This is a genomic window from Caballeronia sp. LZ016 (assembly GCF_031450805.1).
In the GTDB taxonomy this organism is placed as follows: Bacteria; Pseudomonadota; Gammaproteobacteria; order Burkholderiales; family Burkholderiaceae; genus Caballeronia.
This window is the reverse complement of record NZ_JARTVY010000003.1, coordinates 26,862-43,164: the sequence shown is the minus strand read 5'-3', so window position 1 is coordinate 43,164 and position 16,303 is coordinate 26,862. Positions and strand designations below refer to the sequence as shown.

The following is a 16,303-nucleotide window of genomic DNA, read 5'->3' as shown; positions in this document are numbered from 1 at the left end:
GATGCGCAGACAGATCGCGACGCGCCTGATGACGGGATTGCTCGTGCTGTGGCTCGCGGCGTCGGTGGCTTTCGTCGCGATACACGCGCTGCCGGGACGCATCGAAGACGTGCTCGCGGGCGATCTCGCGTATCCCGGCTTGCGCGAGGCCATCGCCGCGCAATGGGGCCTCGATCACAGTCTGCCGTGGCAATACGGGCAATTCCTGCTGCGGCTCGCGCATGGCGACCTGGGCACGTCGTTCGTGATGCAGCAGCCGGTGCTCGACGTGCTGCGCAGCCAGCTTTGGCCGACGATGCAGCTCGCATTGTCTGCCGGCGCGCTCGCGCTCGTGCTCGCCATTCTGGTCGCGACGGTGACGGCGGGCGGGGAGGGCACGCGCGGGGCGTGGGGCGCGCTCGGCGCGCGATGCGCGTCGCTGATCGAACTCACGTTCACGTCGACGCCGGTGTTCTGGCTCGGCATGTTGCTGCTGATCGCGTTCTCCTTCCAGTTGCGGCTCTTTCCCGTATCGGGGGCGAACGGCTGGCGCGCGCTCGTCCTGCCCGCCGTGACGCTGGCGTTGCCGACCGCCGGGATTCTTTCGCAAGTGATGCGTGAATCGATCGAAGCGGCACTGGCGAAACCGTTCGTCACGACGATACGCGCGCGCGGCGTGTCCGAACTCGTCCTGCGCGCGCGTCATGTGCTGCGCCATGCGTTGCTGCCGGTCGTGACGCTCGGCGGCTGGCTGATTGGCAGCCTGCTCGGCGGCGCGGTCATCACTGAAAAGATGTTCGGCAGGCCGGGCATCGGCAGCGTGACGCTCAACGCGGTGACATCGCAAGACGTGCCGGTGGTGCTGGCCGTCGTGCTGCTCGCGGCGTTCGTGCATGTCGTCATTTCGACGTTGCTCGACATCGCCTATCTCTTCATCGATCCGAGGTTGCGCAGACAATGAGCACCGTTATACGTACCGCATTCGCTTCGCGCGGGCGCGCGCCGTTGCCCGCGGGCGTGATGATCGCCGTCGCGTTTCTCGTCGCGCTAGGCATCGCGATGGCTTTTCCACGCATCGTGACGCCGTTCGATCCGCTCGTGAGCGACGTCGCCGCGACGCTGCAGCCGCCGGACGCGCAGCACTGGTTCGGCACCGATCGCATCGGGCGCGACGTGCTTTCGCGCGTGATCCACGGCGGGCGCTATTCGTTGCTGATCGGGCTCGCGAGCATGATTGTGAGCCTCGCGATCGGGCTCGTCGTCGGCCTCTTTGCGGGCTTGTCGAACCGTCTCGCCGATGAAGCCGGGTCGCGCGTGTTCGACGTGCTCTCCGCGTTTCCGCCAATTTTGTTGTCGCTCTTCGTCGTGACCTTCTTCGGACAAGGCATCGTCAATATCGCCATTGCCGTGGGTATCGCGGGCATTCCGAAGTTCGGGCGTGTGCTGCGTTCGCAGGCGCTCGTCGTGCGCCGCGCGGATTATGTCACGCACGCGGTGAGCTTCGGTCTGTCACGTACGCAGATCTTCTGTCGCCATGTGCTGCCGAACGTGCTCGTCGCAGTGCCGGTCATCGCGACGATCGATATCGGCAGCGCGATCATCGCCGTGTCGGGACTGAGCTTTCTCGGGCTGGGTCCGCAACCGCCGACGCCCGAGTGGGGCGTGATGCTCGCCGAAGGACGCGACGTGTTGCGCGTCGCCTGGTGGCCGAGCGTGTTTCCGGGCATGGCGATCACGTTGACCGTCTTGTCGTTCGCGGTCATCGGACGCTTCCTGCAACGCAAGTTCGAGGTGCGCGCATGAAGACGCAGGCATTGGGGATGGATCGGCCGCTGGTCGAAATTTGCGGGCTGTCCATCGGTTTCGCGAATGAGAACGGCGGCGCGCCGCTCGTGCAAGGCGTCGATCTGATGATCCGTCCCGGCGAATGCGTCGCGCTCGTTGGCGAGTCCGGCTCGGGCAAGAGTCTCACGGCGCGCAGTCTGATCGGTCTCGCGGGGCGCGGGGCGCGGATCGGCGCGGAACGCTTCGAGATCGCCGGACGCGATGCGCTCGCGTTCACCGAGCGCGACTGGCGTGGCTTGCGTGGTCCGTTCGCCGGACTGGTGATGCAGGACGCGCTCGTCTCGCTCGATCCGCTGCGCACGATCGGCGCGGAGATCGAAGAAGTGCTCGCGCATCATCGCGTGCTGCGCTCGCGCGCCGGTCGTCGCGCGCGGGTGCACGACGTGATGACGGACGTCGGCATTCCCGAACCGGCGATGCGTGCCCGGCAATACGCGCACGAACTCTCGGGCGGCCTGCGGCAGCGCGCGCTGATCGCGTCGGCGATCGCGGCCGGCCCGGCGCTCGTCATCGCGGACGAACCGACCACCGCGCTCGATGTGACCGTGCAGGCGCAAGTGGTCGCGGTACTTGGCGAGCGTCTCGCCCAGGGCGTCGGCGTGTTGCTCATCAGCCATGATCTCGCGGTGGTCGCGGGCATCGCGGATCGCGTGCTCGTGATGCACGGCGGCAAGGTCGTCGACAGCGGCGCGACGCCCGACGTGCTGCAGCATCCGTCGCACGACTACACGCGGCAGTTGATGGCCGCGCAGCCATCGCTGGAGTCGCGGGGGCATCGGCTGAGTTCGGCGCGCATGGCGGTCACGACGCGCGGAGCCATGCCGGCGATCGTGCGCGATCCGCTGCCGCCTCGGGCTGCTCCGTCGGATCGCGTCGTGCTCGATGTCGGGGGCATCGGCAAGACCTTTGGACGGCGCGGCGGGGGGCGCGACGAACGCTTCACCGCGCTCGACGATGTGTCGTTTCAAGTGCGCCAGGGCGAAGTGCTCGGCATCATCGGCGAATCTGGATCGGGCAAGAGTACCTGCGGGAATATCGTGCTGGGGCTGCTCGAACCGGATCACGGGGCTGTGCGTTTTCTTGGGCGTGAATGGAACGGCGCCGGTGTCGGCGAGACGGCGCGTCGGGCGCTGCGCTCGCGCATTCAATATATCCCGCAGGATCCGTTGAGTTCATTCGATCCGCGGCATGCCGTGCGCGAATTGCTTGCCGAAGGGTTGCATTCGCGAGGTCTTTCCAAGGCGGGGGTGCTCGATCGCAGCGTCGAATTACTGGAGCAGGTCGGGCTGAGCGCGGCGTATCTGGACCGGCGGCCGGTGTCGCTTTCCGGCGGGCAGCGGCAGCGCGTGGCGATCGCGCGGGCGCTTGCGCCGGAGCCGGCGCTGATCGTCTGCGACGAGCCCGTTTCCGCGCTCGATGTGTATGTGCAGGCGCAGGTGCTCGATCTGCTGGTGTCCTTGCAAGCCCGGCTTGCGACCGCGCTGCTCTTCATCTCGCATGACCTCGATGTCGTTGCGCATCTGTGCGATCGAGTGCTCGTCTTCAAGTCTGGGCGCGTCGTAGAGGAAGGCGACGTGGAGGGGGTGCTTGCGCATCCGCGGCACGCCTATACGCGATTGCTGAAGGCATCCGCACCGACTTTGTGGCAAAAGCACGGAGAGAGACGGGATGAAGCGGCGCCCCTTGCGCGAGAACTGATGCTTTGACGCGGGGCGTCATTCGTGGCGCGTGTCAGCCTGCGCATTTGCTATGCGCGCAGTCTTGTGCTTTGGGACCGCCACTTGAAGCGCGGCTTCAAGTACTGGTAGCCCGTCCATGTCGCCGAGTTCGGCGAGACTGCCGGACACGTATCGTCTGCTGCGCGTGGCGGTCAGCGATCAAGTGCTGCTTGCCGAACTAGGCGAGAGTGTTTTGCCGGAGGATTAGAGAGAAGGCGCGTCATGGGCGCAATCTGCCGGCAACGAATCGTTAGGGGGCGGATCAACGGCGTTGCCGATAGTCCCTAGTGCGGTGATGCCTTTCGCCTGCAACTGTATTCTCAACCCCGCACATGCGGATGTCGTCAATGTCACGATTCGAATGGTGATCGATGTCCGACATGATCCGTGCCTCTTGCGCATACTAACGCGTCCATGAGGGGTGACAGACGATGCAAATATCGATTGAGCAAGCCAAGACCATCTATCGCGAAGCGATCGACCTAAGGTCGCACGACGGCGAATCAGCGAGTGGGTGCGAAGCGGTGACGGCGGAGATTGAGCGGGTTGCTCGTGCGAGGACCGAGCGTGATGCCGCAGCGGTCATCGCGTGGTGGCATCACGACTCGTCTTTAGTGTCAGACACGCCTGCTGCCGCAGTCAGACGCATTCGTCGCGCTACGCGGGCGGTGAGGGGACCAACCTAACGCCACCGCCTAGGCACTGCGACAAATGATGAACATCTTTTCGATCGATGTTGCCTTAACCGCGACCAGGTACTGCTATCCTTGAATGCCGAAAACTTTAGGGGGGCGCAGTCAGCCCGGCCGCGAGGTCCCAGAGTGATGATGCGCGCCGTGCGTTCCATCGCGCGGCGTCACGTCACGGGGTCGCATCCTGCGTGGAGTTGCAATTCACGCTGAGGTGCTTACACCAGTGCCGGATTTGTTCCTTCGAGCGCAATTTAGGAAGGCTGTTTTACAGCATCCACGTTAGGGTAGACGGACAAGCCGTTGGTCGCTCGTTGAAAATGCCACTAATCTCCAACGTTCGATCTTCATTCGTACCATTGATCCATTGATTCCTGAAATCGAATCTCGGACGGACGTTCCACCGTGGCTATCCGTCCGATTGCCGCCGTGCATGGCGGCTGCGCAGCCGGCGGTATGCGCGTCGCGCGCAGCCGCTGCGACGCTCGCGGTGCCGCCCGTGACCGGCATTGACCAGGTGGATCGGCAGCCCTCCCCGGTCACCGGTTGCAGCCGCACGGTCTACGTCCCGACGTCGAGCCGTGTGGCACTCGCGCAGTTTCTCACAGGCCTTCGACGCGCAATCTTGATAGCGCTGTCAGCGGTGCGGCAACGGTGGGCTTCTGTGCAAGTCAAACCCTCAGCCGCAATATTGTTCCGGTAGATCTTTGAGCCAAGATTACGTTGATCGTGTCTTTTCGAAGTGATGCCGCTCCGACGGCTGCGAGTATCGCTCGTTCGGAGCTCGGGGGAGTTTCAATGAACAACCGTTATTGACTGAAAAATGAACATCTCGGACTTTCGCATCGGCCTTGATTTCGCTTGCGGCCCGTTCATGTGGCGCTGCACCGACATTGGCATGCGCACGGTGACTGCTATTCGGCTGGTTGAGGATGACCCCTTCTGGTACCAAGGACCGCCATATATGGTAGAGGAAGTCGTACTTGACGAAACGGACTTAGAGGATGCATATCCCAACCACGATGCTCAAATCCGCGCGACTGTCAATGATCTCGCCGACGGACACCCTGGCTATCCCAGCGAAATCCTTCCGAGGCTGATGCGCGAGAAGGTGAGCGGCGAACGCTATCCAAGACGGCGCCTACTTCGGTTCGATCGAATACGGACCGACGGTGAATTGTTGCACCCGTACGGAGCGCGTCGCCAAGCGGGCGAGGACAGTCCGTGGATCATTAGGCTCTACCTCCCGTTCACACAAGAATGGGCGGAAATGGAAGAGGGCCAGTTCAGAATACTGCCGCTATCTACGCCCATGGCCGTTCGTGCCCGAGCTAGCCGCGACCGCCCGCGCGACTAACGAGATATGCGGCGCCTCAAGGCGGCTTTCGCGGAGTTCGTACCGTACGAGCACCGAACTTCGCTTTGCGGAGTCGGCGGCCTCCGCATCGACGAAACTGCGAAAAGTTCACTGAGTGGCTGCGCGGCGACCGCATCGTGCCCGATCGCAACGAGAATTACTGGTCGCCGGGTGGGGCGTATCTCGACCGCATCACCTGGAAAATTGCGCCGGTGTGTCGGGCCGCGCAACCGCGCTCGAGACCAGCACGGCGCGCGCTCACGCGGCTGATCGGGGCGACGGCACGGCGCTCGGCTTCAGGTCGCTCGTCAAGGACTTATCGCTCGCGCTGAAGGCGGCAGATGACCAACCGACCATTGGCCTTAACAACGTCCGACCTAATCGGCATAAGTGTCTTGATCATTCGCACCGAATGTACACTTGGGATGCCGTCGAATTGGGTTGCTAGTGATCTTCCGAAAGATGGTTGAGCAAGTTAGAAAAGAAGGGGATGTCTTAAATTTTCCCCTCGCAACAGATAGTCGGTGAGACGACGGCCCGCGAAACGCGCGGCGTTTGCGGCTGCGGCTCATATGGGCGGGATATGCTGGCGAGGGTTGATGAGCAGAAAACGCATCTTTTCGGAGTTCGGCTACCGCAGACGAACTTCCGCGCTCGAAGTTGACGCAGCCGGTCACGATCGGTTGATGACTCAACTGCGTGGTGCGTAGGCCGTCCGGGTGCGTGGGGATATTCTAATCAGGGAGCTTGCGGACTGTGTCGAGGCGCGCGGCGAGCGCCGCGCAACCCCTTTGACTCAATCAGCCCGAGACCGTAACGATGCCCTGCACAGCCAGCGGATTTCCGCCGGTCACCGCTGCCATTGGCCTCCTGTGCTTTGGCTGTCGCCTCTGGTTGTGGTTCAGCGAGGTCTGCCACGCAAGCGCCAAACCTACGAATCGCACGCGACTTCGGCCAACTCGTTCTGCCCGGGCAAAGCGCGTCACCGCCGGACGCTGCCAATTTGGTGTAATATAAATGCCAAATGGCAGGAGGCGTTATGACCGTCATCGACAAAGTGTCGGCGGATTCGTTGTTGGGCGGACGCTCGGTCTTGCGCCGCGCACCTCGGTCGGGCCTCGAGTGGGTGGATATCGTCCGTCACGGCATCTCCTCACAGGCGCTCGACTCAATGCTCAAATCCATTGCGATTTCGCAGTCAGAGCTGGCGCAGGCGCTGGATATTCCCGAACGGACCTTGGCGCGGCGCAAGCGCGAAGGCGTTTTCAGCCGCGAGGAGTCGGCCAAGTTACTACGACTCGCGCGTGTCGTGGCGCGCGCGGCGGAAGTATTCGAAGACCTCGATCTGGCGATCGGGTGGCTCAAGGCGCCGGCAGCGGCACTAGGCGACGTTACTCCGCTCAGTCTCCTCGATACGGACATTGGTGCCGATAGCGTGATGGATACGCTTGGGCGCATCGAGCATGGTGTTTTTGCATGACCTTGTCGGCTTGGCGGGTCGTGACAGAGCGGTATGCTGATAGCGCCTTCTCCGGCGAAGGTGCGCGCCTCTATGGCGGGCGGTGGAATCCGAAAGGCATCGCGCTCGTCTATACAGCACAGACACAATCGCTTGCGCTCCTCGAGATGCTCGTGCAGGACTCACCGCTGCGGGCCCGGTATGTACTGATCCCGGCGCGAATTCCTGAGACTCTGATCGAGCGCGTCGATGCTGCGAATTTGCCGCCCGACTGGAGAGAGCTCACTGCACGGACCGAACCGCAACAAATTGGGGCTGCGTGGGCGCAGAAGCGAACGAGCGCGGTGCTTGCGGTGCCGAGCGCGGTCGTCCCTGCCGAAACAAACTATCTGCTCAACCCCGGTCACCCAGACTTCGCGCAGATCGTGCTTGGAGCCCGCGATGAATGGGAAACCGACCCGCGGTTGTTGCGTCGCGCCGCTCGAAACGACGCATGATAACGTGTCGCCGGCGCGCAATCCGCATCTTGATTTTCGCAAACGGGCTTGAGCTGGGGCTTCGGCCGCGTTCGGCCGCCGCCAGGGAGGTCCGCAACGGGCGGTGAACGGGAATGTTTGAAGGCAACTGGTAAAATCTCAAACTGATTCCAGGCAAGCTTCATGGGATTCGAACAGCTCGTTGCGCTTAAGGCGCAGTTGTGACGTCGAGCGTGGAGCCACCTTTTTGCTCTTCGCGCCCTGGTTCAGCCTGTCGACGTCGCACGGGAAATGCAGCCGGAGCCTCGGCGCACGTCTGCCGATGCAGCCGCGCGGGCGGTCACTACGCTGCAACGACATTTCCCACGGACGTTTCCGCGCAGTCCGGCACCAAAGGTCCCGCTCAAGGTCGGGATTCTTAAGGACGTGCTTGCGAGAGCGGCGTCGCTTGGACTCAGTGAACGAGACGCTCGGAACGGCGTGAAGCTCTGGTGTCGTGGCCAACGCTATTGGACGTGTCTCGTCGAAGGCGCTGGGCGCGTGGATCTTGCCGGTGCAGTCGCTGGCATCATCACCGCCGCCGAAGCAGAGTTCGGGACGAGTCAGGAGAAGACTCGACTCGCACGCAGGCGGGAGCAGATTGCAAACAAGCGTCGCGCTTGATCCGTCGAGCGGTAAACATTCTCCCGTCACTTACACTTGACATAAGCCAATAGCGCATTGTCGTTAGAATTGCTAAACGAATATCGCCGGTCGCAGCTGGAGACTGGCAATAGACGTCGCATCGATTCGTCGCAGGCTTCGGCCTCTATTGCCCAGTCGTCGGACCCATACTCGCTAGAAGGTCAGTCTTGCAAGTGATGAATGCGCGTCACCAGACCTGCGCGCGAAGCACAAACCGGCAGCTGGATCAGGGATAGCATTGGCGCGCGTGGAGCACATTCACGATCAGTATGCGATCGCGCTTCACGCGATAAACAATGATGTAATTTGGCAGCTGACCATCTCGCGCGTTGGGCACGCGGCCTTCGCGGTAGGCGTACGGGTGGCTAGGTAATGTGGCGGCGGCCGCGACAATCGTGTCGAACACTGCGTCTGCCGCAAGGAAACGTCCTTCGCTAGTGTGGGCGTGTATCTTATCGAGTCGGCGTACCGCACGCGGGCGCCAGTCAACGATCATTCGTCACCTTGCGCCGCTCGACAATACGTGCGCGCATCCACGCGACCGCTTCATCGTGAGGAATGTCCGCACCTTCTTCTTCGAGTGACATGCGCACCTCTTCGCGAAACCACACGTCGTAGGCTTCCGATTCCTCCTTGGTGTCGTGCCCGCTAATGGCAGGTTCGGTCCAAATATTTCCCATGCGTCACCTCGTTAGGCATGCCTTCCGTGATAGCGTGGGCCCGTACCGCTCACGGCGCAAACTCGGGCACCTTGCGGTCAGCCTAGCGCCAAAGCTCGACAGCACGGCGACCACCGCACCGCGCTCTGTTTAGCCGGCAGCGCTGTTCAGCCGGCGATGTTGGCCCTATTAGTTCCTCTAACATTCCGCGCCCCTAGCCAGACCTGCCGTAAATTCATTATCGGACGATCGTTCGCTACAAGGCTCAGGGCGGGCCATGCAAGACCTGCTTAATGGCGCCAGTTCCAGCGCAAAGGCGGCAATTACCGGGAAAATGGACAGTCCGACGCACGCACGCAAGCGGCACCTTTCCGATTTTGCCTTTCCCCCGCGGCCTTACGGTGGCGGATCATCGGGAAAGGACACCGGCTCAGTTTGCAGTCCAAGCGATCCTGCTTGCCGCCATAGCGCGGCGCTCCGCGCGCCCAAATCGCACCTTGGAAACCCTCCCACTACTGCCTAGACTTGCCACGCTTGTAGCTTAATTGCAACAGATAATGAAAACCCCTTTTCACAATGTATCCTTCAGTCCGTCGTGTATAGCAATATTTCAAAGAATTCACGCGTGGAGCGATCGAGATGAAGAAAACCCGAGTAGCGGTGGTATCCCTGGCACTTCTTGGCGCAGCCGGTGCGGCTAACGCCCAATCCAGTGTGACGCTCTACGGCGTTCTGGACGCTGGCCTGACGTACGTGAGCCGTGTTGACAACGGCGACGGCACCGGTGGTCACCTGTTTGGCATGCAGAACGGCAACCTGTCCGGCAACCGCTGGGGCATGAAGGGTCAAGAGGACCTCGGCGGTGGCCTGAAGGCGATCTTCCAGTTGGAAAACGGCTTTGACCCGGGCACCGGCCGTCTGAACCAAGGTGGTCGCGAGTTTGGCCGTCAAGCATTCGTCGGCGTGACCAGCAACCAGTTCGGTACCGTTACTCTCGGTCGCCAATATGACCCGTCGGTCGATCTGGTCCAGGGCCTCACCGCTGACAACTATTGGGGTGCGGCGTTTGCAACGCCGGGCGACCTCGATAACTACGACAACAGCCTGCGCGTGAGCAACGCTGTGAAGTACGTGTCGCCCGTGTTCGGTGGCTTCCAGTTCGAAGGTATCTACGGCTTTAGCAACTTGGCTGGTGCAACGGGCCAAGGCAAGACGTGGGGCGGTGCGGTCGCCTATAACAATGGCCCGCTCGGCCTGGCGGCGAGCTACTTGTACACGGATAACCCGTCGGCAGGCCGCAACGCGACGACGTGGAATAGCCCGTCGTCCGACTCGCTCACGTACACTGTCATCAACAACGGCTACGCATCGGCTCACTCGATCGGCATCGCACGAGGCGCAGGTCAATATGTGTTCGGTCCGTTCACGGTCGGCGCATCGTACAGCTTCGCTCAGTACAAGCCGGACGCGTTCTCGTCGTTTGGGTCACAAGAGAAGTTCCATGTTGCCAATGGCTTCGTGAACTTCCAACTCACGCCGGCTGCGCTGCTCGGCCTCGGCTACACGTACACGCACGGCCAGGGCGACACCAATGCGACTTACCACCAAGTGAGCATCGGCGCGGACTACGCAATTTCCAAGCGTACGGACGTCTACGCTCAAGGCGCGTATCAGCACGCAAGCGGCCAACAGCGCCAGACCGACGGCACCTCCGCTGCGGCTCAAGCTTCGGTCGCCGACTTTGGCTATGCGGCTGGTCGCAACCACCAAGAAATCGCCATCATCGGCGTGCGTCACAAGTTCTAAGAACCACGGAACCACCTTCGAAAGCCCGAACGCCATCGGCGTTCGGGCTTTTTTCATTTAGGTCGCGGACGTGCCCAGTTCTTCGACGGTTTCCGCGTCCCGGAAGTGGCGTCACAGAAGCCATAGTCGTTAGAACATCGTTCGCTGGCGCGTCTACTGCAGGCATTTGCCAACGCGTCGGCGCGTGCAAGAATAACGACTCCTCTAACAAACATCGTTCGAAGTCACAGGCGACGTTCGCGCCTGCTGTTTTCGTTGGCCTCTCTCCTATGCGCTTGATCTTGATTGAACGAAACGGCATAGAAGCCGAGGCGGTAGTTGAATCGATGCGACGGGCGGGGTACACGGTAGATTGGAGACGTGATAGGGGTTCGGCCGAGCAAGCACTCAGGAACGAGTCGTATGATGTCGTACTCTTAGCACTGGACCTCCCGAATTCCGAAAGCATCGAGTTGCTCATCACATATCGGAAAGCGGGCGGCGCAGCCTCTACGCTCGTGCTCACCGACCACCAACAAGCTCACGAGCGTATCCACGCTCTGTACGCCGGCGCCGATGACCATATGACCCGGCCTTTGAATCTCGAGGAACTGTCCGTGCGGATCCACATGCTGCTGCGGCGACGTAAAGGTCACAAGCAAAAAGTCCTCCGCCACCGCAACCTCATGCTGGACCCGACCGCACAAGAATTTAAATTCGCCGGTAAACAGCTGTACCTTACGCCCCGAGAGTTTGCGGTGATGCATGCTCTTATGGAGGAGCCAGCGCGCGTTTTGAGCAGGGCTGAGATCGAGCAAAGAATCTACGGCGATGCAAACGAGGACCGTACCAACGCGATACAGGTCTACGTCAACACACTGCGCCGAAAAATCGGAAAGGATGAAATCTTGACAGTTCGAGGTGTCGGCTATCGATTGGCTTAAGCTACGGACGCTAGCGGCGGCCGGAGAACAGACAGCCTTTTAGCCGATAGGCTGTGTAGCCGCCTTCATTCGGGATAACGTTGTGATGCGCTATTCGATGAGTAAATCCGTCGTGTCACATAGGACCGGCATGTTCAAGGGCGCGCGGATGCGGTCTTCTCGCAGTGACGCTCAGTGGGAGCTGATCTTGCCAGCAGCGATGGCCTTTGCAAGTTCGTTGGCGAGCGCCGATTGCACGGACGCGTGCTTTTCCCGCACGGCCTCGGCGTCCTTCATAAGTTCGGGAAGATCATGGACGAGAGATGCGATCTCTGCGTCCCGAGCAGCGGCCAACTCCACCAGATTCTCTGGCCGCAATGCGCGTTCAAGGACTCCCGCGTCAATGCCGAAATGCTTGCCGATAGCGTCGCAAGCATGTACGAGCGCGAACGAGACTTGCTTTTCCTCGTCTAAGTCTTTGCGCTTCGCCGGTGGTCCAACTCATCAGCACGATTCTCGAGCGTGGCGTGTCAACCGGGCACTTTCGACGAGACGTTGATCCGCTCGACTTCTATGGTAAGCGGCTGGCCAACTCACCTTGATTGTGGTTGAAGCGCTTGGGAGTATCGTGTCCACTAAAGCGAATAAGCGGACACGTGAACACTATCGAAGAAGAGGCGTTGCCGACCCGTCGCCGTCGTCGGCGCTACACCGAAGACTTTAAGGCACGCGTTGTTGCCGCTTGCCAGGGTACCGGCGTGTCGGTGTCGGCGGTCGCGCTGGAGCATCGGCTCAACGCGAACCTACTGCGCCGCTGGCTTGATCAGGCAGAAGGCAGACTTCCGAAGCGGTGACCCTGCCTCCTTTCCACGTACAGCAAATTATGCAGCGATCATCCTAGCCTCGTAATCGACGGGAGTGGAGAAATCGATAGAGGTGTGCAGGCGTTGTCGATTGTAGTAGCCCTCAATCCAGTCGACGATATCCAGACGAGCCTGAGCGCGGGTTTCGTAGCGAACCTGATAGATTCGCTCGACTTTCAGGGTTTTGAAGAAGCTTTCCATTGGCGCGTTGTCCCATGCATTAGCGCGACGGCTCATCGAAACGTTCATCTTGAAGTCGGCGGCCAGTTTTCGGTACGCCCGACTTGCATATTGACTTCCGCGATCGGAATGTAACAACAACCCTGGCGGGGGCTTACGGTGCCAGCACGCGCCGCGCAGTGCCTGGCAGACCAGTTCCGCGTTGATGCGCTCTGACATTGACCAGCCTACGATGCGTCGGCTTGCCAGATCCAGAATGGCAGCTAGGTATAACCAACCTTCGCCGGTCCTGATGAAGGTGATGTCGCTGACCCAAGCCTGATCGGGCTGCCAGCCGTCAAAACGACGATCAAGCAGGTTGGGAGCCACCGGTAAGCGGTGTGTCGAATCCGTCGTCACCCGATACGGGCGTTTATAGACCGGCCGCAGCTCTAAGCGTTGCAGGCTACGGCGTACACGCTCAGCGCTGGCCGGCTGGCCCTGGATCCTTAATTGCCTTACGATCCGAGGACGGCCGTAGCTGCCGCGACTGGCGCGATGAATCGCTGCCACCTCCCGATCAAGCGCGGCGTTGGCCTGCGCTCGCTGACTTGGCCCGCGCTTACGCCACTGGCAATATCCGCTGCGCGACACCGTCAGGATGTGACACAGCCGAGTAACACTGTACTGGTCGCGGTGCTCGTCGATCCATGCGTACTTCACCGCGACCCCTTCACGAAGTACGCCGTCGCTTTTCGAAGGATCTCGATATCAAGTCGCGCACTGGCGAGCTCTTTGCGAAGGCGGCTGTTCTCCGCCTCCAGTTCGTTGACCGGGCGCGTCGGTCGCGTGCTCTTCACTTCGTGACTGTCGACCTCGCCGATACGTTGAGCAGCGCGACTGCGTCGACTCCAATTGCCCAAGGTTGCCACGGGCACTCCAAGCCTACGCGCGGCTTCGTGCTGCCCGACTGATTCGGCAAGCCTAATGGCCTCGACCTTGAACTCGTCCGTGTACTGCCGCTTTGGCACTAGCTTCTCTGACATTAAAACCTCCGTACAAACAGAAATTAGCAAATTCCTGCTGTACGTGAAATCGAGGCATGGTCACGGTTGTCTGAACGCCCGGTAGAAGCTCAATCGACACCACTACCAGCGTTCGTTCCGGTTGCCGTGGGGGCAAAGGAGGTAGGCTCGGCGGAGATCCGGGTCGAAGTTCGCCGGGGCAATCAGTCGATAACGGTGAGTTGGCCGGTCTCCGAAGCCGCGCAATGCGCGACATGGCTGCGCGAGTGGCTGCGGTGATTCGTGTCGACGCGATCTGGCTAGCAGTTGATCCGCTGGACATGCGGGCCGGCTTCGACACGGCGTTGGGGCGCGTGGTGAAGGTCTTCGGCGCCGCGCATCCGCACCACGCTTATCTGTTCACCAACCGCCGCGCCAACCGACTCAAGGTCCTGGTCCACGACGGCATCGGCATCTGGTTGGCAGCGCGGCGGCTGAATCAGGGGCAGTTCGTCTGGCCCCACGCTAGCAGCGAACCCAAGCGGCAGGTGCTCACGCACGAACAATTGGCGGGCTTGGTGCTGGGGCTGCCGTGGCAACGCATCGGCCAGGATGGCGTGATCCGCATCATCTGACGCGTCGGCGGTGACGTATACAGTTCTCCTTCTCGCGCGTGCGGGGTTCTGGCAGACTGGTCTGCATGAACCCGCCGGCCGATCTCGACGACCTCAGTCCAGAGCAGTTGCGTCCCCTTGCAACGCAACTGCTCGCTGAGGTCCGCGCGAAGGACCAAGAGGTGACGGAGAAACGCAGAGAAGTCGATGCGTTGGAACGGGAGCTGCATTACCGGCAAACCCGCATCGACCAACTGACTCACGAGATCTCCGTGCTCAGGCGCCAGCAGTTTGGCAGTCGCAGCGAGCAGCTCAGCAACGAGCAAATGAGCCTGCTTGACGAGGCGATTGATGGCGACTTGACCATGCCTCGATTTCACGTACAGCAGGAATTTGCTAATTTCTGTTTGTACGGAGGTTTTAATGTCAGAGAAGCTAGTGCCAAAGCGGCAGTACACGGACGAGTTCAAGGTCGAGGCCATTAGGCTTGCCGAATCAGTCGGGCAGCACGAAGCCGCGCGTAGGCTTGGAGTGCCCGTGGCAACCTTGGGCAATTGGAGTCGACGCAGTCGCGCTGCTCAACGTATCGGCGAGGTCGACAGTCACGAAGTGAAGAGCACGCGACCGACGCGCCCGGTCAACGAACTGGAGGCGGAGAACAGCCGCCTTCGCAAAGAGCTCGCCAGTGCGCGACTTGATATCGAGATCCTTCGAAAAGCGACGGCGTACTTCGTGAAGGGGTCGCGGTGAAGTACGCATGGATCGACGAGCACCGCGACCAGTACAGTGTTACTCGGCTGTGTCACATCCTGACGGTGTCGCGCAGCGGATATTGCCAGTGGCGTAAGCGCGGGCCAAGTCAGCGAGCGCAGGCCAACGCCGCGCTTGATCGGGAGGTGGCAGCGATTCATCGCGCCAGTCGCGGCAGCTACGGCCGTCCTCGGATCGTAAGGCAATTAAGGATCCAGGGCCAGCCGGCCAGCGCTGAGCGTGTACGCCGTAGCCTGCAACGCTTAGAGCTGCGGCCGGTCTATAAACGCCCGTATCGGGTGACGACGGATTCGACACACCGCTTACCGGTGGCTCCCAACCTGCTTGATCGTCGTTTTGACGGCTGGCAGCCCGATCAGGCTTGGGTCAGCGACATCACCTTCATCAGGACCGGCGAAGGTTGGTTATACCTAGCTGCCATTCTGGATCTGGCAAGCCGACGCATCGTAGGCTGGTCAATGTCAGAGCGCATCAACGCGGAACTGGTCTGCCAGGCACTGCGCGGCGCGTGCTGGCACCGTAAGCCCCCGCCAGGGTTGTTGTTACATTCCGATCGCGGAAGTCAATATGCAAGTCGGGCGTACCGAAAACTGGCCGCCGACTTCAAGATGAACGTTTCGATGAGCCGTCGCGCTAATGCATGGGACAACGCGCCAATGGAAAGCTTCTTCAAAACCCTGAAAGTCGAGCGAATCTATCAGGTTCGCTACGAAACCCGCGCTCAGGCTCGTCTGGATATCGTCGACTGGATTGAGGGCTACTACAATCGACAACGCCTGCACACCTCTATCGATTTCTCCACTCCCGTCGATTACGAGGCTAGGATGATCGCTGCATAATTTGCTGTACGTGGAAAGGAGGCAGGGTCAGTATTGTAGGAACGGCCGAAACGATCGTTGAGCCGTATGCTCGGCGACGACGAGCAGCGGAATCGCAACCAAGCAGCGGACATGGATGCCGAAGTGTGAAGCGAGCGAGCCCTCGCCATGAGTCAGTGATGCGCGGCCAGTCGCAACGGCCCATACAGCGGTGGGAAGCCAGCAAATCGCCGCCAGGAAAAGCGCGCGCCGAGCGACGCCTAAACCTTCATAGGGTATCAGACCGATTCGTCGCTGTAAGCGAAATGCTGCATCGTCGCGGACGATCGAGAATTCCAACGAAGATTGCTCGAAGCGGGCGCTCACGGCGCCATCCGGCCTTTCCTCTGATGCCCGCATCTTTGACTCTCGATGAACGGTTTGTCGTGGAAAGATGGCATTAGAGGGCCAATCGCGCTATTGGGAGAACGGGCAAAGCGTTTGCCCGCAGGGGCAATCTA

Annotated in this window: 16 protein-coding genes and 2 pseudogenes; 14 read left to right on the top strand and 4 right to left on the bottom strand. The window is 61.0% G+C overall.

The annotated features are described in order from the left end of the window. The first annotated feature begins 1 nt into the window (after window position 1). The 7 genes from P9220_RS19255 to P9220_RS19225 all read left to right on the top strand — a co-directional run bounded on the left by P9220_RS19255 (window position 2) and on the right by P9220_RS19225 (window position 8,186). A complete protein-coding gene (locus tag P9220_RS19255) occupies window positions 2-940 on the top strand; it encodes an ABC transporter permease (RefSeq protein WP_309766901.1) in 939 nt (312 codons plus the stop codon). Further along, on the top strand, window positions 937-1,782 hold the full coding sequence (locus P9220_RS19250) for an ABC transporter permease (RefSeq protein WP_309766899.1): 846 nt from the start codon (window positions 937-939) through the stop codon (window positions 1,780-1,782). The genes P9220_RS19255 and P9220_RS19250 overlap by 4 nt, the downstream gene beginning before the upstream one ends. Beyond that, window positions 1,779-3,530 (top strand): ABC transporter ATP-binding protein, encoded by a 1,752-nt coding sequence (gene nikE, locus P9220_RS19245; RefSeq protein ID WP_309766898.1) that lies wholly within the window; start codon window positions 1,779-1,781, stop codon window positions 3,528-3,530. The genes P9220_RS19250 and nikE overlap by 4 nt, the downstream gene beginning before the upstream one ends. Window positions 3,531-5,054: 1,524 nt before the next feature. Beyond that, window positions 5,055-5,588, top strand: coding sequence for a hypothetical protein (locus P9220_RS19240; RefSeq protein WP_309766896.1), 534 nt, complete (start codon window positions 5,055-5,057; stop codon window positions 5,586-5,588). A gap of 1,039 nt (window positions 5,589-6,627) precedes the next feature. After that, window positions 6,628-7,068: an antitoxin Xre/MbcA/ParS toxin-binding domain-containing protein gene (locus P9220_RS19235; protein ID WP_309766895.1), complete on the top strand. Its 441-nt coding sequence runs from the start codon at window positions 6,628-6,630 to the stop codon at window positions 7,066-7,068. Beyond that, window positions 7,065-7,544, top strand: a complete 480-nt coding sequence (locus tag P9220_RS19230; RefSeq protein ID WP_309766894.1) for an RES family NAD+ phosphorylase — start codon at window positions 7,065-7,067, stop codon at window positions 7,542-7,544. The genes P9220_RS19235 and P9220_RS19230 overlap by 4 nt, the downstream gene beginning before the upstream one ends. A gap of 270 nt (window positions 7,545-7,814) precedes the next feature. After that, complete coding sequence (locus P9220_RS19225) at window positions 7,815-8,186, top strand: ProQ/FinO family protein (protein ID WP_309766892.1); 372 nt, start codon at window positions 7,815-7,817, stop codon at window positions 8,184-8,186. Window positions 8,187-8,433: 247 nt separating this feature from the next. On the opposite strand, the gene P9220_RS19220 is transcribed toward P9220_RS19225, so the two are convergent. Further along, window positions 8,434-8,703 (bottom strand): type II toxin-antitoxin system RelE/ParE family toxin, encoded by a 270-nt coding sequence (locus P9220_RS19220; RefSeq protein WP_309766891.1) that lies wholly within the window; start codon window positions 8,701-8,703, stop codon window positions 8,434-8,436. Next, the gene (locus P9220_RS19215) at window positions 8,693-8,887 is read right to left on the bottom strand and encodes an antitoxin (RefSeq protein ID WP_309766889.1); all 195 of its coding nucleotides are present in this window, start codon (window positions 8,885-8,887) and stop codon (window positions 8,693-8,695) included. The genes P9220_RS19220 and P9220_RS19215 overlap by 11 nt, the downstream gene beginning before the upstream one ends. Window positions 8,888-9,505: 618 nt before the next feature. Between P9220_RS19215 and P9220_RS19210 the strand changes: the two genes are divergently transcribed. The 4 genes and pseudogenes from P9220_RS19210 (at window position 9,506) to P9220_RS19195 (ending at window position 12,428) form a co-directional block, all read left to right on the top strand. Beyond that, window positions 9,506-10,672, top strand: coding sequence for a porin (locus P9220_RS19210; protein ID WP_309766887.1), 1,167 nt, complete (start codon window positions 9,506-9,508; stop codon window positions 10,670-10,672). A 269-nt stretch (window positions 10,673-10,941) separates the two neighbouring features. Next, on the top strand, window positions 10,942-11,595 hold the full coding sequence (locus tag P9220_RS19205) for a response regulator transcription factor (protein ID WP_309766885.1): 654 nt from the start codon (window positions 10,942-10,944) through the stop codon (window positions 11,593-11,595). A gap of 455 nt (window positions 11,596-12,050) precedes the next feature. After that, window positions 12,051-12,176: pseudogene (locus P9220_RS19200) on the top strand (hypothetical protein); the annotation flags it as partial. A gap of 54 nt (window positions 12,177-12,230) precedes the next feature. Then, window positions 12,231-12,428, top strand: a complete 198-nt coding sequence (locus P9220_RS19195; RefSeq protein WP_309766884.1) for a transposase — start codon at window positions 12,231-12,233, stop codon at window positions 12,426-12,428. Window positions 12,429-12,455: 27 nt separating this feature from the next. Here the strand turns inward: P9220_RS19195 and P9220_RS19190 are convergent. Beyond that, window positions 12,456-13,642 (bottom strand): IS3 family transposase gene (locus P9220_RS19190; protein WP_309766881.1). Its coding sequence is split into 2 segments (ribosomal slippage): window positions 12,456-13,348 and window positions 13,348-13,642, totalling 1,188 coding nucleotides; the frame shifts between segments, so codons are not numbered across the junction. Window positions 13,643-13,866: 224 nt separating this feature from the next. Here P9220_RS19190 and tnpB point away from each other — a divergent pair. The 3 genes and pseudogenes from tnpB (at window position 13,867) to P9220_RS19175 (ending at window position 15,824) form a co-directional block, all read left to right on the top strand. Further along, window positions 13,867-14,235, top strand: a complete 369-nt coding sequence (gene tnpB, locus P9220_RS19185) for an IS66 family insertion sequence element accessory protein TnpB (RefSeq protein WP_309766883.1) — start codon at window positions 13,867-13,869, stop codon at window positions 14,233-14,235. A gap of 65 nt (window positions 14,236-14,300) precedes the next feature. After that, window positions 14,301-14,603 (top strand): annotated as a pseudogene (locus tag P9220_RS19180) (transposase); the annotation flags it as partial. Between the two features lie 34 nt (window positions 14,604-14,637). After that, a protein-coding gene (locus P9220_RS19175; protein ID WP_309766881.1) for an IS3 family transposase occupies window positions 14,638-15,824 on the top strand; the annotation gives its coding sequence in 2 pieces (ribosomal slippage) (window positions 14,638-14,932 and window positions 14,932-15,824; 1,188 coding nt in all). A 27-nt stretch (window positions 15,825-15,851) separates the two neighbouring features. Here the strand turns inward: P9220_RS19175 and P9220_RS19170 are convergent. Then, complete coding sequence (locus P9220_RS19170; protein ID WP_309766880.1) at window positions 15,852-16,169, bottom strand: hypothetical protein; 318 nt, start codon at window positions 16,167-16,169, stop codon at window positions 15,852-15,854. Between the last annotated feature and the right edge of the window lie 134 nt (window positions 16,170-16,303).

What these genes read in the sequence shown, in the direction of transcription:
- P9220_RS19255 (WP_309766901.1), top strand. Translation starts at nt 2, where the DNA reads ATGCGCAGACAGATCGCGACGCGCCTGATGACGGGATTGCTCGTGCTG.
- P9220_RS19250 (WP_309766899.1), top strand. Translation starts at nt 937, where the DNA reads ATGAGCACCGTTATACGTACCGCATTCGCTTCGCGCGGGCGCGCGCCG.
- P9220_RS19240 (WP_309766896.1), top strand. Translation starts at nt 5,055, where the DNA reads ATGAACATCTCGGACTTTCGCATCGGCCTTGATTTCGCTTGCGGCCCG.
- P9220_RS19235 (WP_309766895.1), top strand. Translation starts at nt 6,628, where the DNA reads ATGACCGTCATCGACAAAGTGTCGGCGGATTCGTTGTTGGGCGGACGC.
- P9220_RS19230 (WP_309766894.1), top strand. Translation starts at nt 7,065, where the DNA reads ATGACCTTGTCGGCTTGGCGGGTCGTGACAGAGCGGTATGCTGATAGC.
- P9220_RS19220 (WP_309766891.1), bottom strand. Translation starts at nt 8,703, where the DNA reads ATGATCGTTGACTGGCGCCCGCGTGCGGTACGCCGACTCGATAAGATA.
- nikE (WP_309766898.1), top strand. Translation starts at nt 1,779, where the DNA reads ATGAAGACGCAGGCATTGGGGATGGATCGGCCGCTGGTCGAAATTTGC.
- P9220_RS19225 (WP_309766892.1), top strand. Translation starts at nt 7,815, where the DNA reads ATGCAGCCGGAGCCTCGGCGCACGTCTGCCGATGCAGCCGCGCGGGCG.
- tnpB (WP_309766883.1), top strand. Translation starts at nt 13,867, where the DNA reads ATGCGCGACATGGCTGCGCGAGTGGCTGCGGTGATTCGTGTCGACGCG.
- P9220_RS19205 (WP_309766885.1), top strand. Translation starts at nt 10,942, where the DNA reads ATGCGCTTGATCTTGATTGAACGAAACGGCATAGAAGCCGAGGCGGTA.
- P9220_RS19215 (WP_309766889.1), bottom strand. Translation starts at nt 8,887, where the DNA reads ATGGGAAATATTTGGACCGAACCTGCCATTAGCGGGCACGACACCAAG.
- P9220_RS19210 (WP_309766887.1), top strand. Translation starts at nt 9,506, where the DNA reads ATGAAGAAAACCCGAGTAGCGGTGGTATCCCTGGCACTTCTTGGCGCA.